Source organism: Flavobacterium johnsoniae (assembly GCF_001879205.1).
Classification (GTDB): Bacteria; Bacteroidota; Bacteroidia; order Flavobacteriales; family Flavobacteriaceae; genus Flavobacterium; species Flavobacterium johnsoniae_A.
In genome coordinates this window covers 472,305-495,553 of the sequence record NZ_MLFK01000006.1, presented here as the reverse complement: position 1 = coordinate 495,553, position 23,249 = coordinate 472,305, and the positions used below count along the sequence as shown (strand labels likewise).

The 23,249-nt window shown below is 35.6% G+C and carries 14 protein-coding genes; 3 read left to right on the top strand and 11 right to left on the bottom strand.

Annotation, left to right across the window (positions count from 1 at the left end; all coding sequences use genetic code 11):
- Positions 1-40 precede the first annotated feature (40 nt).
- From BKM63_RS11320 to BKM63_RS11285, 8 genes are all read right to left on the bottom strand, one after another.
- Positions 41-2,362: a glycoside hydrolase family 20 protein gene (locus tag BKM63_RS11320; protein ID WP_071636684.1), complete on the bottom strand. Its 2,322-nt coding sequence runs from the start codon at positions 2,360-2,362 to the stop codon at positions 41-43.
- Positions 2,363-2,367: 5 nt separating this feature from the next.
- Positions 2,368-5,508 (bottom strand): glycoside hydrolase family 2 TIM barrel-domain containing protein, encoded by a 3,141-nt coding sequence (locus tag BKM63_RS11315; RefSeq protein ID WP_071636683.1) that lies wholly within the window; start codon positions 5,506-5,508, stop codon positions 2,368-2,370.
- A gap of 296 nt (positions 5,509-5,804) precedes the next feature.
- A complete protein-coding gene (locus BKM63_RS11310; RefSeq protein ID WP_071636682.1) occupies positions 5,805-6,824 on the bottom strand; it encodes an isoaspartyl peptidase/L-asparaginase family protein in 1,020 nt (339 codons plus the stop codon).
- A gap of 171 nt (positions 6,825-6,995) precedes the next feature.
- Positions 6,996-8,075 (bottom strand): putative glycoside hydrolase, encoded by a 1,080-nt coding sequence (locus tag BKM63_RS11305; RefSeq protein WP_071636681.1) that lies wholly within the window; start codon positions 8,073-8,075, stop codon positions 6,996-6,998.
- 6 nt (positions 8,076-8,081) lie between these two features.
- A complete protein-coding gene (locus BKM63_RS11300) occupies positions 8,082-9,152 on the bottom strand; it encodes a carbohydrate-binding family 9-like protein (protein WP_071636680.1) in 1,071 nt (356 codons plus the stop codon).
- A 7-nt stretch (positions 9,153-9,159) separates the two neighbouring features.
- On the bottom strand, positions 9,160-10,125 hold the full coding sequence (locus tag BKM63_RS11295; protein WP_071636679.1) for a glycoside hydrolase family 130 protein: 966 nt from the start codon (positions 10,123-10,125) through the stop codon (positions 9,160-9,162).
- A 387-nt stretch (positions 10,126-10,512) separates the two neighbouring features.
- Positions 10,513-12,390, bottom strand: coding sequence for a sodium:solute symporter family protein (locus BKM63_RS11290; RefSeq protein ID WP_071636678.1), 1,878 nt, complete (start codon positions 12,388-12,390; stop codon positions 10,513-10,515).
- 49 nt (positions 12,391-12,439) lie between these two features.
- Positions 12,440-14,683, bottom strand: coding sequence for a GH92 family glycosyl hydrolase (locus tag BKM63_RS11285; RefSeq protein WP_071636677.1), 2,244 nt, complete (start codon positions 14,681-14,683; stop codon positions 12,440-12,442).
- A gap of 121 nt (positions 14,684-14,804) precedes the next feature.
- On the opposite strand from BKM63_RS11285, the gene BKM63_RS11280 reads away from it, so the two are divergent.
- Complete coding sequence (locus BKM63_RS11280; RefSeq protein ID WP_071636676.1) at positions 14,805-15,863, top strand: sensor histidine kinase; 1,059 nt, start codon at positions 14,805-14,807, stop codon at positions 15,861-15,863.
- Positions 15,864-15,930: 67 nt separating this feature from the next.
- Positions 15,931-16,644 (top strand): LytR/AlgR family response regulator transcription factor, encoded by a 714-nt coding sequence (locus tag BKM63_RS11275; RefSeq protein ID WP_071636675.1) that lies wholly within the window; start codon positions 15,931-15,933, stop codon positions 16,642-16,644.
- A gap of 257 nt (positions 16,645-16,901) precedes the next feature.
- On the opposite strand, the gene nagB is transcribed toward BKM63_RS11275, so the two are convergent.
- The 3 genes from nagB to BKM63_RS11260 form a co-directional block, all read right to left on the bottom strand.
- Positions 16,902-18,815 (bottom strand): glucosamine-6-phosphate deaminase, encoded by a 1,914-nt coding sequence (gene nagB / locus BKM63_RS11270; protein ID WP_071636674.1) that lies wholly within the window; start codon positions 18,813-18,815, stop codon positions 16,902-16,904.
- A gap of 140 nt (positions 18,816-18,955) precedes the next feature.
- Entirely contained in the window at positions 18,956-21,055 is a 2,100-nt protein-coding gene (locus BKM63_RS11265) for an alpha-L-fucosidase (protein WP_083572219.1), read from the bottom strand.
- 462 nt (positions 21,056-21,517) lie between these two features.
- Positions 21,518-22,135, bottom strand: a complete 618-nt coding sequence (locus BKM63_RS11260) for a DapH/DapD/GlmU-related protein (RefSeq protein WP_071636673.1) — start codon at positions 22,133-22,135, stop codon at positions 21,518-21,520.
- A gap of 148 nt (positions 22,136-22,283) precedes the next feature.
- On the opposite strand from BKM63_RS11260, the gene BKM63_RS11255 reads away from it, so the two are divergent.
- The gene (locus BKM63_RS11255) at positions 22,284-23,204 is read left to right on the top strand and encodes a bifunctional helix-turn-helix transcriptional regulator/GNAT family N-acetyltransferase (protein WP_071636672.1); all 921 of its coding nucleotides are present in this window, start codon (positions 22,284-22,286) and stop codon (positions 23,202-23,204) included.
- Positions 23,205-23,249: the final 45 nt, after the last annotated feature.

Below are 23,249 nucleotides of genomic sequence, written 5' to 3'. Positions count from 1 at the left end.
GCTTAAAACTTTGACAAAGCTCGAAACGTTTAATTATCAATTAATTCACTAAAATCTCATCAACAAATAACCATGAACTTTCTCCTTTAGGGCTTTTCTTCAGGTTATAAGCAATTACTTTTACAAATCGGGTATTGGTTTTTGCAAAATTGATTTTAAAATCTTTCAATTCTGATGTTACATTTGGAGCATAAGGGCGTGATATTTTCCCCACTTCTTTGTAATTGATTCCGTCATTTGAAACCAAAACTTTAACTTTTACAGGAAAATTAACTCCGGAACCCTGACTTTCCAGTGTCCCTAAAATTACCTGTTCTACACTTTCCTGCTTTTCAAAATCAATTACAAGTTCCATATCATTTACAAGCCAGGCCTGCCATTGTCCGTCATGGAAATTTTTACTTCCTCTAATAGTATTGGTTAAGGTGTATGGGCCGTTGCCTTTGTAATTTTCATTATACGGAGTAAGATATTTTACTTTCTGCGCTACGGCTTTATGAAAAACGATAGTATCTGTAAACGTTTTTCCTACTGGCTTATCATCCTGAAATAAAGAAGCTTTTAATAACGTCGTTTCTTTAAATTCAATTGGATTTACATATTTCAGTGCATGATGATCCATATTTTTATCCCCAATTACATATCGGATATCCGGATTTGGAAATTCATTTTTCAACGCAACATTAATTTGTTTTTTAGCCAAATCTGCCGTTGAAGAAGCGGTAACCAAATAAGCGCTTTTTGCATAATTGATGCCCAGATAATCGTAACGTTTTAACAATGGTGCTAATCTCGTTGTAAAATCATTCCAGTTACGACTTTCCTTTGAACTCCATAAAACTTCGGCCATCGCTGCCAGTCTTGGAAAAATCATGTATTCTGAATCTTTTGGCGCCGACAGGTGTTCTGCCCATAAATTGGCTTGTCCGCCCAAAACATGATTAGCTTCAATAAGCGACATTGTAGGCACAACCGGATCAAATTCATACACTTTGCTCAATGGCGTGTAACCGTCAAAAGCTAAAGGCTCTTCGTTTTGTGGTCCTTGATAGAAATTAAAATAACAATGCGATTCAGGAGTCATAATTACATCATGACCTTGGTCTGCCGCTTCAATGCCGCCTTTTGTTCCTCTCCAGCTCATCACAGTTGCTTCCGGAGCTAAACCTCCTTCTACAATTTCATCCCAGCCAATTACTTTTTTACCTTTAGAATTGATGTATTTTTCAATACGTTTTACAAAATAACTTTGCAGTTCGTCTACATTTTTCAAACCGTTATCTTTCATTCTTTTTTGGCAATGCGGACATTTTAACCAATTGGTTTTTGTTGCTTCATCACCTCCAATATGAATATATTTTGATGGAAAAATGGTCATTACTTCATCTAACACATTCTGCAAAAACTCAAATGTAGATTCTTTTCCCGCGCAATAAATATCCGTTATTGGCCAGACACCGCCTGACGGAACGCCAATACGCTGCTCAAAACAAGCTAATTCAGGATACGATGCAATGGCACTGCTTACGTGCGCTGGCATTTCGATTTCGGGAATTACTTCGATGTTTTTTGCTGCGGCATATTTTACGATTTCTTTTAATTCTTCCTGTGTAAAAAATCCGCCGTAAGTTCCTTTTTCATCCGGGTTTGTGGTTAATCTGGCGTTCCATGAAACATTTTCCTGATCGACTCTCCAGGCACCCACTTCGGTTAATTTTGGATACTTTTTAATTTCAATTCTCCAGCCCTGATCGTCAACTAAATGCAGATGCAGCACGTTCATTTTGTGCATTGCAAGGCGATCGATTGTGGCCAGAATATAATTTTTATCGAAGAAATGACGAGATAAATCCAGCATTAGACCTCTCCACTGAAAACGCGGTTCGTCTGTAATCGACACATTTGGAATCTGCCATTTTGCAGATGTAATCGCATAACTGCTTTCAATAGAAACAGGAAGCAATTGTCTGATAGTTTCTAATCCGTAGATAAAACCGGCATTCCCTTTTGCTGTAATGGTGACCGTATTGTTGAGTACATCTACTTTATAAGCCTCCTTACGAAAATTTGGATCAACTTTAAACTGAACAAAATTACTCTGTGGTGCTTTTGTTCCCAAAACCGGACGCCAGCCTGCCGCAACTTCAAACTTGTTGATTAAGGCATTTGAAATTTCCTTTTGAAAATCAGTATTGGCAACAAAAACAGTATTTTTAGAAAATTCAAAACTTCCTGGCTGTAGCACCAATTGATTTGGTTTTGGAATAATTTGAATGTCTTTTGCAGTATACACTTTTTGACTATACCCCGAACTTAAAACAGTTAAGAAGATTAAGACAAATAAGGGTTTCAATGATCTCATAATTACTATTTTAAAGAAGGTGTTATTTTAAATTGATACTGATAATTTTTGTCTCTCAAAAGGTATTTTTCCATGGGCCAGGCCTGCCAGCTGTCAATTCCCCCTACTCCCATTTGTTTCGAATCGATTTTTAAACTTGTTAAATCTCTTTCTTTCAACTCGGCCGCGTGTCTTTGATCTTTTTGCAATCCGTCGTCTAAATCTTCATTTAAGAAATGTAAAGCCGTAATTGCTATTAATTCATCTGATGTCACGGTTAATTTTAATTTATCACCAGATAGTTCTAAGAAACGAACATCTGTTTTGTTTCCGGTTTCCTGCGGGCGAATGTATGGATAATACTGCTCTGAAACCGTTTGTGTATACAATCCCACTTTAGAACTGTAATTTCTGTCGACGTAATTTTCGTGCGGCCCTCTTCCGTAATAGGTCATATTGCTGAAATCCTTTGGAACAATTACTTCCATTCCAAATCGTGGCAGAATTGGCTGTTCTTTGGTTTTATCAAGATTTAGATTTTCTTTCACGCTTAATTCGCCGTTTCCGTTGAACTCATAATTTAGTTCTAAATTCGAAGAAACCTGTGGTAAATTATAAATCGCTTTTACTAAAACTTTATTGTCTTTTGTTGGAGTAAATGTCCAGCTTACCAAAGTTGGATTTTCTGTCGCATCTTTCCATGCCTTTAAATTGATCTGAAAATTAGCCCCAAAATCATTATCGTTTGGTGCTCTCCAGAAATTTGGACGCAATTGGTATCCTTCTTTTATAACAGGAAGAGTATTGAAGGCATAGCCGCTGATAAATCCTGTTTTTTTGTCGAAAGTAATCTCGGCTTTATCGCTTTTAAAAACAGTGCTGTTTGCTTTTTTCTCAACTACTATTTTTGAAGCGCCTTCTACTTTTACATCGTTTTTCCAGCTTCCTTTGTAAGCCAGTTGTTCTGTCGCAATTTCGAAGCCTTTTGGTAAAAACGGCTCTTCATTTTTCAACGTATAACTGATGTTTACAAAAGCTTCCTGATATTTTTTATCACCCAATTTTATCGGTAAAGTGTACGTTTTAGAATTTGTAGGATCAATTGCTAAATAATCAATTACACCGCTGGCTTCTTTAATTCCGTCTAAAATCACTTCCCAATTCAAGGTTACATTGCTTAAGTCTTTAAACGAGAATTCATTGTATACTTTTATCGTTGCCGTTTCCTGATTTTCCCAAGAAGTATGAATGTTTTGCTGCACGTTTTTCACTTCAAAAGCATGCGGATTTGGTTTTCTGTCTACCGTAAATACACCGTTGTTTACAAAGTTGTTGTCGCTTTTTACGTCTTTCGGACCAAAATCTCCTCCATAAGCTAAAATCGTAGTTCCGTTGTCCAGTTTTTTATAAACCGATTGATCGATCATATCCCAAATGAAACCACCCTGAAAGTTTGGATATTTTCGAATCACATCCCAATAATCTTTAAAATTCCCCATCGAATTCCCCATGGCATGCGCATATTCGCACTGAATGTAAGGTCGTGACGGATTTGGATTGGCCAAAATATATTCTTCCATTTTGTTTGGCGAACTGTACATTGGGTCGATAATATCAGAATCCCATTCAAACTTTAAATCTTTTCCGTCCCAAGCGCCGGCCGTTGCTCTTTCGTACTGAATTGGCCTTGATTTATCCCGGTTTTTAATCCACAAATAACCTCTGTAAAAATTGTAACCGTTTCCGGCTTCGTTCCCCATACTCCAGATAATAATCGAAGTATGATTTTTATCTCTTTCGATCATACGCTGCATACGTTGAATATGCGCCAGTTCCCAGTCTGGTTTATTTCCCAGGGTTTTTGTAATATCATATCCCATACCGTGCGATTCTATGTTGGCTTCATCGACAACATAAATTCCGTATTTATCGCATAATTCGTAAAAATATTCATCATTTGGATAATGCGACATTCTCACGGCATTGATATTAAATTCTTTCATCAATTTAATATCCTGTTCCATTCTTTCTCTCGAAATGGTTTGTCCGGTAATAGGGTCAACTTCGTGACGGTTTACTCCTTTTATGTAAATCGCTTTTCCGTTTACCAAAAGCTGTCCGCCTTTAATTTCTACTTTTCTAAATCCAACATTGTGATTGATAACTTCAGCCACATTTCCTTTTTTATCTTTTAAAATAAAACTTACCTGATATAAATTCGGAATTTCGGCACTCCATTTCTTTGGATTATTTACAGTAAATTCAAAAGTTTGTTTTTCGCTTAAAGCGGCAATATTTTTTGAAGTAACAATCTTGTCACCGTCTTTTAATTGTACCTCTAAACTATAATTATCTTTTGCATTTAAATTGGAGAATTGAGTTGAAATTTTTAAACTTCCGTTTACATAATTGGCATCTAAATCAGGAATAATTTCAAAGTCATTTAAATGCACTTTATTTCTGGCTACCAAATAAGAATCACGTGTAATACCGCTCATTCTCCACATGTCCTGACATTCTAAATATGAACCGTCATTCCATTTCATAACCTGTAAAACGATGGTGTTTTTACCCGTTTTTACGTATTTATTTAATTTGAATTCTGACGGAAGTTTTCCGTCTTCACCATAACCAACGTAAACTCCATTTACCCAAACAGTAAGATTTGATTTTGCAGTTCCGATATGAATAAAAATATCTTTACCTTCCCAAGATTTATCAATGTTGATTTCTCTTCTGTAAACTCCTGTCGGATTGTATTTTGTAGGCACAAAAGGCGGATTTGGTGCCATTAGATAATCAAAATCGTAAGTGGTGTTTACGTAAACCGGATATCCATAACCGTTTACATCCCAGCTTGCCGGAATCTTAAAATTATCCCACGCATTATCATTAAAATTGGTTTTCTCAAAATCCTTTGGAAGTGCTGCCGGATTGTCGACATATTTAAATTTCCAGGCTCCGTTAATATCCAGATAGTTTTTAGATTGTCTCCATTCGTTTTTAGCAGCTAATATTTCATTTTCAAAAACATAATAGGCGGCATGCATCGGCTCTCTATTATCTTCATTGATTTTTTCATTCTGCCAAAACGGAACTTTTTCCTGTGCGTTTACAGATAAAATTGAGGTAATTAATAAGGATAATATGGATATTGTTTTTTTCATTCTTTGTTTTTTTGTTCAACACATAGCCCCGATAATTATCGGATATAGATTGTGAGAAAAATCTATATTTCTGTGTGTTTAAAATTTATTCTCAATTGAGTTTTTCTCAATTTTTGTCATTTCGACGAAGGAGAAATCTTCGCAAGAAACTCCTCATAGTAACTCGCCAAATCTTTGTAGAGCTGCTTACGAAGATTTCTCCTCCGTCGAAATGACAATATTGCGTGTAATACTTTAGAAACGTAATTCAACTTTGTCAAAGTTTGAAACTTTGACAAAGTTCACTCATAAGTACTTTATTTATCCCACGACATTTTAAATTTTGCGTCTTCCATTCTGTGTCCTTTTTCATCGTCAGAAACGGCGTAATTAAAACCAGATCTCAGACTGTAACCTGCGTGTTCACCGTTTTTATTTAAGGCGATAAAACCAACTTGCAGGTATTCCATGTCTTTGTGATTTTTGTGTTTGTTGTAAATACGTTCTGTGATTTCTTTACAGGCATCAAAAGGCGATTTTCCCTGACGCATTAATTCGACCACCATGGCGCTTCCGGCAGTTCTAATTACCGCTTCTCCCAAACCAGTTGCCGCAGCAGCTCCTACTTCGTTATCAAGAAAAAGACCCGCGCCGATTATTGGGGAGTCACCGACGCGACCGTGCATCTTCCAGGCAGCACCACTGGTGGTACACCCTCCCGAAAGATTTCCGTCTTGATCCAACATTAGCATGCTTATGGTATCGTGATTTTCTATATTAATAACGGGTTTGTACTTAGAATCTTCCAGCCATTTTTTCCAGTCTTTTTCAGATTCCGGAGTCAGCAGATTTTCTTCTTTAAATCCTTCTGATAATGCAAACTGCAATGCGCCTTGTCCGGCCAGCATTACGTGCGGCGTATTTTGCAATACTCTTTTTGCTACCGAAATAGGATGCATAATGCCTTGCAAAAAACAAACTGAACCACAATTACTGTTGTGATCCATGATACAGGCATCTAAAGTCACTTTTCCTTCACGATCCGGATATCCTCCATAACCAACACTGCGGACATTCGGATCGGCTTCAGGAATTTTCATACCGGCTTCAATCGCATCTAAAGCTGATTTTCCTGCTTTTAATTCTTTCCAGGTTTCTTTATTAGCAGGCAAACCGTGATTCCATGTCGAAATTACGATTGGCTTTTTTACTTTTTTTGAAGGAAATTCTAATGTTCCTTCCTCTTCTTTCTCTTTCGCAAATCCGCTAAAGCCTACAGAACTTACGGCTGCTGCGCCTAAAGCTGCTTTTTTGATAAAATCTCTTCTATTTGACATGCTGCTTACTTTTTATTTTTTTTGAAACACATAGTCCCGATAGCCATCGGGATTGAAACCGCATAAAGACGTTTCATTTGTATTAACAAACATAGCTGTATCCTAAACTTTTTTAAAGTTAAACTCTGACAAAGTTGAATTTACAATATGTTTTTAGGAGTTTAAAAATCCTTATTTTAAACTTGCTTTTGTTTCTTTGATTGTCTTTAAATTGCTTTCAGACAATGCATTTCCGTCGAAAAATGAAACTCCAACAGCTCCATTTTCTTTAGCTAACAAAATAGCTTCTTTTAGTTCTTTATCGTTTTTCAATCCCGGAATATAGATTCCTGTATTGATTTTCGTTTTCTTATCTTCTAAATCAGAAACACCTTGTTTTGTAGCGTAGCCTACCCAGTCAATTTCTTCGTTGTAAAAACTATGGTAAATCATTGGATATACTTCGTCTATATTCCATTTATCCCAACGCTGGCGCACCATATGGTCTGCCATTTCCGGATAAGGAAATACAGCTGCTGTTAGTTGTTTGTTGTGTTTGTGTGCAATTGCATAAGCATCGTTTACAACGGCTTGTATAGCATTTAGTCTGAAGTTCTTCCACTCCATATCAATAGAAGTGTTATGACTTTCTTTTGGATTTTTATGATGGATTTTTTCGAAAGCTTTTACACATTCGTCACAATAACAAAAATCAAATTGAGGCAGTTCTACATCCTGTACCAAATTGTATTTTGGCAGTAAACTGATTGGTAAAAAGATGTCTGGGAAACGAATATAATCTAAATGAACGCTTTCGATTCCGTCTACTTTTGCCAATTCTTCTACTAAATGCAAAACATGTTCTCTTGATTCTTTTCTGGTTGGACATAACCATTGGTAATAATCGACATAAGGGCGGTTATCAAAACATGATTTTCCTTCTTTGCTTACCTGATACCATTCCGGATGCTGTAACGCAACTGAGTCGCCAGGTCTGTTCATGGCCATAATCCAGGCGTGAACTTTTAGGCCTTCTTTAGCAGCAAGAGGCACTAACCTTTTTAAAAGTTTAGGATCTGTTGTGGTATTGATTAATACTTCGTCGATACCGCCGTCTTTGTATTTTTTAAATTCTTTGGTGTAATCTGCATCTGATTTTTTAGCATCAGCTGTCGTCCAGACTCCAAATTTAAATGTGGTTGTTTCTTCTTTTTTGGCACAAGAAAAAATGCTGAATGCCAGTAAAAAAAATAGTAGTTTTGGTAGTTTCATAGTGGTTTATTTTGTGATTATTTTGCCATCCTGCCTTATGATCAATGTTTGATTTGAAAAAGGGCTTTTTATTGCAATATTATATCCCGTAGAATGGTTTTCCAAGATAGGTTTTAGAATTTTATTATCAACTTTGAGGATTTCTTTCGTTAGATTTACCAGCGATTTTGCCCAAGCTTTATTTTTTTGATAATACTCTTTTTGGGCTCTGTATAAATTATAAAGTTCCCATTTTATCTTTTCATCCTGCGGAATGGTAAAGGTATCTTTTCCTTCTTTTGAAGAAAAATAAACATAGCCCCATTTTTCAGGTTCATGCATATTAATTACACCCATTGGCGACCAAACCCAATTATACTCTGGCAGAAATTTTCCGTCAGCGTCTTTTTTGCGTTCGTATTTACCATCAATAAGGGAATGCTGCCAGTTTACTCTTGAGAAATTAACTCTCCAGAATTTATCTGCAGGAACGTTTTGGTCAAAATAGGAAGTTTTATAAGCTGCCCACGGAATGGCCATTTCTAAAACCCAGCCCTGATCTATATCGTTTGGATTATTTAGTGTTCCGTGAATTTTAACTGCCGATTTTAAACCCGGGATATTCCAGTCGTTTAAAACAACATTATCATTTTCTCTGTAAGGTTTAGACAAAAATAGATCCCAAGCAGTGTTCAAGGCGTTTATTTCTAATTCGTAATAGTTAAAAGTATCGCTGTCGGGATCTATAAAAACTTCAAAGTCATTGTTGTAAAAAATAATAGTATCACGCTGCTTTAAATTTGCCCATACATGCGGTTCATCAATCTTTGCTAATATATAAAAATTGGTTTCGTCCCACAGCATTTTAACTTTTGTTGCATATTTGGGTTTTACATCATTTTCTATATCCTCAAAAAGATCTGTCCAGTCTGCCTTGCTCCATGAAACGTCAGATTCGTCTCCATCTATTATAATTGGATCCGCCGTTTTTGCCGCTATATATGTTTTAGGAATAATCGTATTTTTCTTTGACTGTGCAAAACACACAGTCGAAAGAGAAACTAAAACAACTGTTAACCATCTCAATTTTAAACGCATGCTTTCTTTATAAACTGTTATCTTTTGTAAATTGGATTACTTCACTTAATTTACCAAATGCTATTGCTACAGCAGTATCTGCGGCACCATAATAAACAGCTAGTTTGTCTTCTTCTGTATCGTGTAAAGCGGCACATGGAAAAACCACATTTGGCACATCTCCCACCATTTCATAGATTTCTGCAGGGCCTAATAAATACGGCTGTGTTCTGTATTTTACTTTGTCCGGAGAGTCAACATCTAAAAGCGCCGATCCCATTGCATAACGGAAACCGTTGCAGGTATTGATAACTCCGTGATAGATCATCAGCCAGCCTTCATTTGTTAAAATTGGAATTGGCCCTGCTCCTACTTTGGTACACTGCCAGGCACTTTGCTCAAAAGGACTTGGTTTCATTACCAAACGGTGCTCTCCCCAATATTTCATGTCCGGGCTGTAGCTGATCCAGATATCTCCAAAAGGGGTATGCCCATTATCACTTGGACGGCTCAACATGGCATATTTTCCGTTTATTTTTTGTGGAAACAAAACTCCGTTTCTGTTGAATGGTAAAAAGGCATTTTCGCATTGAAAAAATTCTTTAAAATCAAAAGTATATCCAATACCAATTGTTGGTCCGTTGTAGCCATTACACCAGGTAATCCAGTAACGGTCTTCAATCCAAACAACACGCGGATCGTATTTATAAGCAGATTCTATCATTTCTGTATTTCCAGACTGCATTACGATTGGTTCGTGGTTGATGTCCCAATTGATACCATCTTTACTAAAGCCGGCAAAAATATTCATCTGAACTGCTTTATTATCACATCTAAAAACCCCAGCATATCCGTCTCCAAAAGGTACTACTGCACTATTGAATATACTGTTTGAAGTAGGAATCGCATATCTGTCGATAATTGGATTTTCAGAATATCTCCACATTACATCTTTACTGTTTTCGGGTCTGTCTTGCCAAGGAATACTGCTCATTTTTTTATTTTTTTATTGTTTTATTTTTTTTGTTTTGTTTTTTTTGTTTTGTTTTTTGTTTGTCTTTATTTAAACACATAGAAACTTAGTTTTTGAAACCGCATAAAAGGCGTTTCACTTGCACTAACAAACATAGTATCTGTTAGAAACTAGTTTCTTTTTATTCTCTTTTTCAAACTGTGTGCATTAAACTTTGTCAAAGTTTAAAACTTTGACAAAGCTGCTGTCTTTTTTCTCAGTTTTGTCATCCTAAGGAACGAAGGATCTTCGTAAGTTACTCCACTTAGAAATTCGCCAATCTTTGTAGAGTTTCTCGTGAAGATTCTTCGTTCCTCAGAATGACAGACTGTGCCTTTAAAACTTTGACAAAGTTGTCTCAGTAATGATCTAATCTTCTATTCTTCTCACTTTGTCTAACCACGTGAATTTTAATATCGTTGTGGTTACTAAAAACACAATCAAAGCTGTAATTGCTTTTGGATAATCTCTGATGATAAAGAATATAGGAAGCAGGATCATACTCGACTGCCATCGGAATTGTATGGCACAATTCATCATATCTCTCCAGAAATCATTGTTTTTTTCAAACATAAAATCTTCTGCTTTTAATAGTTTATAAACGGGTCCCCAGAATCCCCAGGGTCTTACGTTTGAGTAAAATGATTTTAAAACTTCCATGTCTGTTGGTTTACTTAGGAATGTTCCCAGAATACAGCCCAAAATAGAAAAACCAAATATCAGCGGGAACAAATAAATGGCTTGTACTTGTGCCAATTCGTATAAAAACGATCCTTCGGTTAAACTTCCTTTCGCCTGACCTAAAGCAAATTGTAAAGAAGCAACGATTAATCCGGCGAACATTCCCCAAAAATAGCCCCATCCGTTAAAACGCCACCAAATCCATTTTAGGAAATTAGCTGCTACGTAACCTCCGTATAAAGCACTTGTAATCCATAGCGTTAAGGAATTGATTGAGTCTGCAAAGAATCCCATGAAAACGCCTAAACCAACTACAAGGAAAGACGAAATCTGGCTTACTTTAATGTAATGTTCGTTTGTAGCAACTGGTTTAAAGTATTTTTTATAAATATCATTTACAATATATGCCGGTCCTGCGTTAACAAAAGCGGAGAATCCAGACATAAATGCGGCCAATAATCCGGCTAATAAAATTCCTTTAATTCCAACCGGAATGTATAGATTTACCACTTTTGGCATTAATAATTCTAAATCGGCTCCTGTTAAACCTGTATTGGCATTTAATTCCGGTGCAAGGTTTACCAAAGCGATAACGACGATTCCAGTGATTAACAAATATCTCGGAATAAATAAAATTAAGTTGGTAAAACCGCTCATATAAGCAGCCTCTTTTACTGATTTAGTTGAAAGTACACGCTGTAAATCGTAACTCGGCGTTGGCCCGGCCACACTTGCAAAAAATCCTTTAAACAAAGTCATTCCGATGAAAGCCCCAAACATTTTATATCCTTCGGAATCAATTAAATTATTGAAGGTTTGGAATTTATCACTCCACTGAGTTTCAAACTGCCATCCGAAGAAAACATTTTTCCATTCCTCAGTAATAACCGAATTTATCTGAATATCTGTATAATTGATAAAAGCATATCCTGCAATTAAAACTCCGGCTACAATCATAATTAAATATTGAACCACTTCGGTTGCCACTACAGAAAACATACCTCCTTTTACGGTGTAAATTGTAGTTAAGAAGATAATAATCAAGGCATAAGATCTTTCAGAAGTCAATAGAATTAAATCGCCATAATGAAGCGTTAAATCCCACGGAAGAATGATGGTTACAAATTTTCCAATTCCTTCGAAGAAATAAGCTATGAAACCGATTGTAGAAATAATCGCAAAAATGGCGACAATAATATGTGATGCTTTTCCGGCTCTGTCACTTCCAAAACGGGTTAAAATCCATTCAGAACCTGTCATCACTTTTGATCTTCTAATCCAGACAGCGAGAAACATCATCACGAAAATCTGATTCCATATTGGCCACAGCCACATGAACATGAAACTTTTTACTCCGTAAAGAAAAAGTACCCCAATCATCCAGGAAGTTCCGGAAACATCAAACATTCCAGATCCGTTGCTTAGACCTAAGAAATACCATTTGATTGTTTTTCCGCCAAGAAAATAATCATCTAATCCTTTTTTTGCTTTTCTTGAAATCCAAATTCCTATACTCACAGAGAGTAAAATGTAGGCTACGATTATCGATACGTCAATAATATCCATTAAATTATTTGTTTGTTAGGGTTAGTTACGTTTTTGCTTTTGTTTTTGTTTATTTTTTGGTTCCCCAGTTTTTATTTGGCTGTGCTCCCATTACAAAATGAAGAATCCCGCCTTTTAAAATCTGCTGGTGTGTGATTGCTGTTTGATTGAATTCGACTCCGTTTAAAGTAGCCGACTGGATATAAAAGTTTTTGTCTGAAACATTTTCGGCTTCGATCACAAATGTTTTACCTCCTTCAAGATTGATTGTGGCTTTTTCGAAAATCGGGCTTCCTATTTCGTATTCACCAGAAGCCGGATTCATTGGGTACAATCCCATTGAACTAAAAACATACCAGGCCGACATTTGGCCGCAGTCTTCGTTACCGCTTAATCCGTTTGGCGTTGTATTGTATTGCGTATCTAAAATATGACGTACCCAATATTGTGTTCTCCAAGGCTGACCTGCATGATTGAACATATAGGCAATGTGATGACTCGGCTCATTTCCGTGTGCATATTGGCCAATTAATCCTGAAATATCTGCCGAAACATTGTTTCCCGTAATTTCTGAACTTTCGGTAAACAACTGCTCTAAACGTTTGGTAAATACTTCGTTACTTCCATGAAGCTTAATAAAATCTTCTACATTATGAGGCACAAACCAACTGTGCTGCCAGGCATTTCCTTCGGTATAATCGGTATGTTCTCTGTGGTTGGAGTGTTTTGGATCGAAAGGCTCATTCCATGATTTTCCGTCTTCCGATTTTCCCCTCATGAATCCCGTTTTCGGATCAAATAAATATTGATAAGCCTGAGATCTTTTTAAGAAAAACTGATAATCATCCTTTTTGCCTAAAGCTTTCGCCATCTGCGCAACGCAATAATCATCGAAGGCATATTCTAAGGTAATCGTAACTGATTCGTCTAATAAATTATATGGAATATATCCGTATTTTTTATAAAAGTTCAAACCGCGTTCGTCCTGCATCATGGTAGCTTTCATGGCTTCGAAAGCTTTTTCGGCATCAAAACCTTTTATACCTTTTAAATAGGCGTCAACAATTACCGGAATGGAATGATATCCTGTCATAGTATTGGTCTCATTGGCGTATAGTGTCCAAACCGGTAATATTTTTTTGGTATCGTAGTACGCCAGCATTGAGTTAACGATATCCGAAGTTTTATCCGGCGCTAATAAAGTCAATAAAGGATTTTCGGCTCTAAAAGTATCCCATAGTGATAAGGTCGAATAAGCGGTATAATCTTTTGCTGTAACAATTTGATCATCCTCTTTTCTAAATTGACCGTTTTTATCACTATAGGTTACAGGGGCAACTTGTGTATGATACAACGCGGTATAAAAGATTGTTTTTAACGAATCTACCGGTGTTTCAATTTTAATTTTGCTTAAAGCCGAATTCCAAATCGAAGATGATTCGGATTTTGTACTGTCGAAAGTTGCTTTTTCTCCGTCTAAATTATCTTTGGCATTGGCCGTACTAACAGATGACAAAGCTACTTTTACAAATAATTCTTCTGAATTTTTCGGGTCAAAAAATAATTGTGCCGATGTATTGACAGCATCTGCTTTTTTCCCATTAACAATTTGTTTATCAGCCGTTAAAACCGATTCTGTAATTGGCTTTGAAAATTTGGCTACAAAAAAAACTTTCTGATTTTTTGCCCAGCCGGTACTGTATCGATAACCGCTTATAGTATACTGATCTTCAATTGTGATTCCGGTTTGCAGGGCTTTATCCCAATTGACAGCAAATCCTAAATCGACCACAACTGATTGTTTGTCATTTTTAGCAAACGTATATTTATGGTATGCTGTTCTTTGTGAAGAAGTTAATTCTACATTGATTTTAGGATCCTCAAGAAAAACCTGGTAAGAACCCGGTGCTGCTTTTTCGTTAACATGACTGTAAAATGATTTATAAGGTAATTGATTGCGTGAAGTTGTTTTTAATGTTAAATCGACTTTTTTATTGGTTGGCATAAATAAGATGTCGGCCAAATCGCCAATTCCGGTGCCGCTTAAATGCAGATGACTGAAACCAGAAACAATAGAATCTGAATAATGATACCCGGAACACCAATCCCAGCTCGAGATTCCGTTATCCGGACTTACCTGCAGCATCCCAAAAGGAATCGTTGCTCCGGGATACGTATGACCGTGTCCGCCAGTACCAATAAATGGATCTACATGATTTACAAAAATATTTTCTTGATTATTATTTTTGTATGACTTTATTTTACAACTTGTAACCAGAATTACAAATAAAGCAGGCACGAGAAATTTCTTCATATAAAACAACCTTAATTTAACTTTAAATTTAAATAAACTGACTTTTTATTAAAACTAATTTAGACGGATAACACATAAACTTAGATAAACATCAAAAAAAGTCACAAAACATACTCATATTATGAATTTCAATTCTAACAAATTATATCGTGTACCTTTGCATTATCATGTCATTTTTTGGCTTACTTATTTCCTATTTAATACTTTTAGATGGGGAAGTTATTTTAATGACTACTGGTATTCTATCAAAACCAACCTCCTCGGATTCCCTATTCACATGACACTTTGTTATTTGAACATTTTGGTTTTTATGCCATATTTGGTTTACCGAAAAAAATATGTGCTGTATGTCATTGCCGTTTTGACTGCCATATTTTTGATGGTAATGGTAAAATTCAACCTGACTTATCTTTTCATCACGCATAATGTATGGCCGGAAGGTCCGCAGACAATTGATAAGTTGACCCTCAATTATACGATCGATATGATGATGGGAGAATTGTATGTAATCACTTTTGTTACGGCGATTAAAATCACCCTGGATTTTTTGAAGGAACAAAAAAGAGTAACCGATTTGGAGAAATCACAATTAGAAACCGAATTGCTTTTTCTGAAATCGCAGATATCACCGCATTTTTTCTTCAATACTTTGAACAACATTTATTCTTTGTCTGTAGAAAAATCAAATAAAACGCCAAAAATTGTTTTAAAACTTTCTGAACTAATGCGTTATATGCTTTATGATACAAAAGGAAAAAAGCAGAGTCTGGAAAATGAAATTTTATGTATTCAGAATTATCTTGATTTAGAACGGATCAGAAATGACGAACGACTGGAGGTAAACATGGAAGTTTCGGGAGATATTCACGATAAAGAAATCTCTCCGGTGATTTTACTGACTTTTGTAGAAAATGCTTTTAAACATGGTGTGAACAAAAATACCGGAAAAGTAAAAATTGATATTAAATTTAAGGTAAAAGATGATTTTCTGCACTTTACAATTTCAAACCCAACGCCAGAAATTACGCAGCATCACGATAATTTTAACAAGTCAAGTGGCATAGGCATCGAGAATGTTAAAAAAAGACTCGAATTAGGTTATAATAAAAGTGACTATAAGCTTTCATTTAAAAATAAAAAAGATATTTTTGTCGTAAAGCTTGTGATTAAAGTAACCTAATACAGCTTTTCCTCGTATATAAGTTTTACCTGCTGAATTATTCGCTCAAATAACTAAGATTATAGAAATGAGAATAAAATGTTTGATTATTGACGATGAGCCTTTGGCAATCAATGTTATTAAAAATTACTTAGAGCCGATTGAAAATTTTGAGGTAATAGATACCTTCAGTAATCCAATTGAAGGTTTAAATTTTCTTAAGAACAATAAGGTTGATGTTATTTTTCTTGATATTAATATGCCCGTTCTGGACGGAATTAATTTTATAAAAAGTCTTGAAAATCCGCCATTATTGGTCATTACAAGTGCTTACAGTCAGTTTGCGATCGAAACTTACGAATTAGACGTTTTAGATTATCTGGTAAAACCTATCGAGTTTCCAAGGCTGATGAAAACGCTGAATAAAATCAGTAAAAGGTTAGAAAACAAAGCCAGTTCTCCTCAGGAAAATAATCCCGACAGTCCTTTTATTTTTGTAAAAATCGATAAAAAAAGAATGAAGAAGATTTTCTTCAATGAAATTTTAGTGATCGAAAGTCTAAAAGACTATCTAAAAATAAACACCTTAACGGGAAAATATATCATTCACAGCACCTTGTCTGACTTCACGGATTTACTGCCGGAAAAGAACTTTCTGAGGATTCACAGATCTTATACAATCGCCATTGACAAAATCGATGCCGTTGAAGGAAACAGCATTGAAATTGAAGGACTTAGATATGTTATTGGAAGATCATATATCGATCATGTGAAACAGAGAATTTTGAATTCTTCAATATAGTATTTAACAATATTTAACCGCAAAGAGCGCTAAGGTTTACGCAAAGTTCGCAAAGTTTATTCACAAAGCTTTGCGAACTTTTTTTATATTCCTTTTTAGACGAAGAAGAAAAAACTTTGCGCGCTTTGCGGTAAAAATTTTTGTTGTTAAATTAAAAACATAAAAAAAATGCAGCCAACCACGGCTGCATTTTCAAAGTTGGTAACTAACCAAATAAACCACATGAAATAGTCTATTATATTGTAAAAAATTAATTTCTAGAAAAAATATCGCTTAAATGCTTCGATTGCGGAGTAATCTGCTAAACCTAAAGCGTGATATTTTTCTGCTGTTAATCTGTTTCTGTCTTCTGCTCTAATCCAGAATTCCCTGCTGTCATCTCCCTGAAACATTACACCGTCTTTTTGAGACTGGTGATAGAAGATTGCATGACGTTTTTTCAACACCTGATCCGGGCTCATCGGAACCGCCATTTCAATTTGGTACGTTTCCCATTCATGCCAAGCGCCTCGGTACAGCCAAACCCAGCAATCATCCATAAAACTTTTATGTTTCAAACGTTTCAAAGCTTCAAATAAACTATCCAGACAAACTTTGTGTGTTCCGTGCGGATCTGCTAAATCTCCTGCAGCATAAATTTGATGCGGTTTTATTCTTTCGATAATCTCACACATAATTTCAATATCGGCTTCTCCAAGATTGTTTTTCTTTACCGTTCCTGTTTCATAAAAAGGAAGATCAAGAAAATTTACATTAGAATCCTGCAGCCCCAAATATCTTGTAGCGGCCAGAGATTCGCTTCTTCGAATTAAACCTTTTAATTTTCGGACTTCTAATGAATCAATATCGTTGCTTTTTTTGTTTCTCAAAAAGTCGATAATTTTCTCAGACTCGGCAGAATTAGCGTTTAATGCTTTCGAAATTTCGGCAAATTTTAAAGCTTCTTCGTTAGAAACGGCAATATTACCAGACGTTTGGTATGCAATATGAACATCATGACCTTGTTCTACCAATCGGTCAAAAGTTCCTCCCATCGAAATTACATCATCATCCGGGTGCGGACTGAAAATGATAATTCTTTTTCTTTCAGGAGTAGCGCGTTCCGGTCTGTAAGTGTCATCTGCATTAGGTTTTCCTCCAGGCCATCCGGTAATGGTTTGCTGCATTTTGTTGAACATTTTAATATTCAAATTATATGCAGTTCCTTCCTCGGTTAAAACGCTCGACATTCCGTTGTCGTTATAATCTTTGTCTGTCAGTTTAAGGAAAGGTTTTTTAGTCAATTCACTTAACCAGGCAACGGCTTTTAGCTTTAACTCTTCGTCCCAAATAACCGATTTTACTAACCAAGGCGTTTTTACTCTCGTTAATTCTGATGAAGCTTCTGTATCTAAAACAAATGTTGTGTTGTTGTGCTGCTGTAAATACGTCGCCGGAACCCGGGATGAAATTTCACCTTCGATAGTTTTCTTTATAATGTCTGCTTTGCTGATTCCCCATCCAAGAAGTACAATTCTTTTGGCATTTTTTACCGTGCCAATTCCCATTGTAATTGCTTTTTTAGGCACATTATCAATTCCTAAAAATGATGATGCGGCATCAACTCGCGTTAAATGATCTAATGTAATACTTCTGGTTCCTGAGTTTACGTGAGAACCCGGTTCGTTAAAACCAATATGTCCTGTTCTTCCAATTCCCAAAAGCTGAAAATCCAATCCGCCGTAAGCTTTAATTTTCATTTCATAATCAATACAATATTGCTGCAGGTCTTCACTGCTGATGTTTCCGTCAGGAATATTGATATTTTGAGGCAGAATATTTACATGATTAAAAAGATGCTCGTGCATAAAATACCAGTAACTCTGAATATTGTTTTTATCCATTGGATAATATTCATCTAGATTGAAAGTTACTACGTTTTCAAAACTCAAACCTTCTTCCTTATGAAGCCTTACCAGTTCTTCGTATACTTTTATAGGTGACGATCCTGTTGCTAATCCTAGAACGCAAGGTTCGTTTAATTCTTCTTTTCTCTGAATTATATTGGCGATTTCCTGAGCTACTAAAATCGAAGCTTCCTGAGACGAATCGAAAATAACATTATGTATCTTCTCAAAACGGGTTTCTTCGAACTTTCCAGCTTCTTTGAAATTTATACTTTCTTTAATCATTTGCCTGTTGTTGTAATTATTTATTATAAAATTAAATATTACATAATGTAAATAATCAAAAATTCGACTAATAACCTGTAAGCTTCGCTAAAAAACAAAATTCGAAACTTTAAGCAAAAAGATTACAAATCAAAAGGCAGTTATGGTGCTTCGATAACATTTATTTCTGCTATAGAAACGGTCTGTCCCTTTCCTACTGCGGACTTTGCAACAAAACGAATATATCGCGCATTGTTTTTTTTGAAAGTCTTAATCTGCTCAATCGGATTGTGTTTGATATTCGAAAATTCACCTTCAGACTGCAGTGTCCATTTTAGATTGTCTACGCTGGTGTAGAACTCATAATTCGAAATTAAATTCAGGTTATGGCCAACCTGCTGAGGTAAATAGGTAAAACCATTTATGCTTAGAATGCTTCCTAAATCTATAGTAATTTCCTGTGGCAGCTGATTTGCATCATTTCCAAAACTCCAATCTGTATTTGGATTTCCGTCGATGATTCGGTTTGCGGTTGTTAGATCACCGCCCGATGCTGCAATTATTTTCCAGTTTTCTTTTGATACACCGTATTTCGCAGTTTTTACGGCACTACTGCTATTTTCTTTGGCATCAATTGCGACTGCTTTTATGGTAACTGCTTTATTGTAATTAAATGCTCCTTTATATATGGTACTTTTTTTCGTTGGATTTTTTCCGTCAAGCGAATAATAAACAAGACTTCCGTTTTCGGCTTTAATCGTAACATTGCCATTTTTATCACGCTGAATTTCCGGCATGCGTACAAAAGCAGGCGCATTATAAGCCTGAATGTTCGAAATTACAATATTGGCCTTTGCATCTGTAATATTGATTCGCAATGCCGATGCTGTAATGCGATCTATTCTTAAAATTCTTTTGTAGCCAATGGTGGTTTCGTTTGCAACGGTTTTCCAGTTTCCATCTACTTTAACCTCAACATTAAATGCTTTTACGCGCTGTCCAAGGGCAATATATTCCTGAAGTAAAATTCGGTTAACAGCTGTAGGTTTTGCAAATTCAAAAGTTATTGAAGCGTTTTTTACATTATCGTCTGTTGCCCAGTATGAGTTTTTATTTGCGTCAGAAACATTTTTTGGTCCAAATTCAGGATTTTTTCCCCTAACATTATCTGCAGTAATTTTAGTTTTAGATAATAATTCAGTTTTAAAATCGGCTTTAATTGTTGCAACGAGTTCTTTTAATCTCGCTTCATCATTTTCGTGAACCAAACCTCTTCTGTCAACAGGAAGATTTAATAATAAAGTAGCATTTCGTCCAATCGATTCATAATAAATATCGACCATTTCATCAAGCGAACGAACTTTATCATCTTCAACCGAATGATAAAACCATCCCGGTCTGATCGAAACATCGGCTTCGCCCGGAACCCATTTTTCGCCGTCTTCATGCCCCGACATAAATTCAGTATAATGAACTTTTCCGGCTAATTCATCTTTCTGGCGCAAAAGAGACCAGTTTGTTTTTCCGGCTCGCCCATCTTCATTCCCAATCCAGCGAGCTTCTGAAGGACCAACTCCCCACACCAAAGTTTTAGGTGCGGTTTTATAGATTAATTTATAAGTTTCGTCCCAATTGTAATATTCGAACGTATTGATTTTTCGGGTTTCATTGGCTCCGCCGTAATAACCGTCGCCGCCGTTGGCACCATCAAACCACATTTCGAAAACATCTCCGTAATTGGTCAATAATTCTTTCAGCTGCTTTCTAAAATAGTCAACATATTCTGGTTTGCCATAATCTGCCCGGCTTCTGTCCCAGGGTGAAAGATATAACCCTAATTTTAAACCGTATTCTTTGCAAGCTTCTGCCAATTCTTTAACCAAATCGCCTTTTCCGTTTTTCCATGGAGAATTTTTCACAGAACGTTCTGTATACGCCGATGGCCACAAACAAAATCCGTCGTGGTGTTTGGCAACGAGAATGATTCCTTTCATTCCGGCCGCTTTTACAATGCGTGCCCATTGTCGAACGTCTAAATTCGTCGGGTTAAATAATTCCGGAGATTCGTCGCCGTAACCCCATTCTTTGTTGGTAAAAGTATTTAATGAAAAATGCACAAAAGCATAAAATTCCATTTCCTGCCAGTCGATTTGTTTCTGCGTTGGCAATGGACCAAAAGGCTGTGGTGCTTTTACAATTTCTTGACTATTAGCAGTAATTGCGATGCAGAAAAAACACAAAAAAAGGAATACATTTTTCATCTTGCGGCGATTGATAACTTATTATTAAAATACAAACAACACAATATTAATGTAAATTACTATTCTGAGCGTTGTTATTTCGACCAACAACGGATTTGGAATGTTTTTTAGTTAGATGTGAGATGTAAAATGTTAGATGTAAAATGTTTGAGTATATTTTATAAAACGTGCTATTCGGTGTATCTCTACAGGAAAAATAGGAATGTTTGCATTCTGTTATAAATGGAATGCCTCCAGCTTTAGCTGGAGGTTTACAATAGGAAACCAATAAGGGCTTTAGCCAAACTTTGACATTTTGGCTAAAGCCTAATTTATAATCATTTTTTACCTCCACCTAAAGCTGGAGGCAATTCAGACAATATTAATTAACAACAAAAACATATCGTAGAGGGGCAAGTGCGTCTAGATTGATATTACATTTCAACTTGAAACCTGAAACAAAGAAAACTTGAAACAAAAATCTTATTCCTCAATAATTAGTTGTTCAATCAACTGCAATCTTTTCACAATCGTATTCTTTTCCAGAATTGTTCCAGGTGATAAAACAGCATTAGCTCCTACTCTGGAATTATCTCCCAGCAACGATCCAAATTTATCTGAATGGGTATTGATTATATTTTCTTTGTATTGGACTGAAATGTTTTTGTTTTTTCTTTCGTTGTAATGATTGGCGCAAATAGAACCGGCCTCAAAATTAATATTTTGGCCAATCAGACTATTTCCGATATAATTAAAATGAGCCACTGCCGAATTATCCGAAATAAACGACTGCTTTATTTCTGAACCCGGACCAATTTTTACCGCCTTTCCTAAAAAAATGGGACCGCGTAGATAGGCATGCGCGCCCACATAACAGTTTTCCGAAATAATGATGGTTCCTTTTAAGGTTACGCCGTGTTCTATTACGGCTGTTTTGTGTATTGCAACTTGTCCTTCTATTTTATAATCGTCTGATAGATTTTTTATTTTATCTAATAATATACTTTCCAGTTCATTAACAATATTCCAAGGCTCTGAATTTTCAGCATAATCTGGAAAATAAGAACTAAAGTTTTCAATAAATTCGATTGTTTTTATCATGGCGTATTCGTTTAAAAGGTGGCAGCTATTTTACTTTATAAAGGTAAGATTTGAAATATTTGATTTTTTATAATTTAAGAAAATAATTTAGTTGACAAAAGCAACTAAATTTATATATTTGTATTTTCTATTGTAATATTTTCAAGTTATGAATACAACAACTTCAAAAATCAGAAGTTTTAACCGATTTTATACTTCTTATTTAGACATATTAAGCCAGCGGTATCTTGACAGTGATTATTCTTTAACCGAAGTAAGAGTCCTTTACGAAATCAGTGAAAGCAAAACGATCACAGCTCAAAAAATAACAGAGATTTTAAATCTTGACAAAGGTTATTTAAGCCGAATACTGAAACGTTTTTTAAAGGAAAACCTAATCGTAAAAGTTTCTTCGAACAAAGACAAGCGTGCTTTTAATATTGAGCTTTCTGCTTTTGGAAAAGAATTATTAATTTCTTTGAATGCTAAAGTTGAAAAACAAATTGAGCATAAAATTGAAAAACTCGATTTCTCTGACAGACAGAATCTGGTAAATTCCATGCAAACAGTAAAAAACCTGCTATCCGATAATAAAATAACACCAGATGATATCACATATCGCAATGAAATTAATCCCGGAGATATTGGCTACATTATTTATCTGCATGGATTTATTTATGGAAATGAATCTAATTTTTCGAATGAATTTGAAAAATATGTAATCAAGACTTTTTATAATTTCCTGGAAAATTATTCGGCAGAATATGACCGTATCTGGATGGCCGAATACAATAATAAAATAGTGGGCTGTATTGCGATTCAGCATCAATCTGAAGAAGAAGCTCAATTGAGATGGTTTTTGCTTGATCCAGCATTTAGAGGATTAGGAATTGGTAAAAAACTTTTAACTGATGCAGTAGATTTTTGTAAAGAGAAAAAATTTAAAAATGTATTTCTGCTGACTACAAGCCTGCAGGACAAAGCGCTTGAAATGTATAAAAAAGCCGGTTTTGAACTTACCGAATCTACTGAAGTAAAGCAGTGGGGGAAAACATTCAATGATGAACGTTACGATTTAAAACTTGAATAAATAAAAAAAGAGCTGTCCGAAAACAGCTCTTTTGTCTTTCACAGA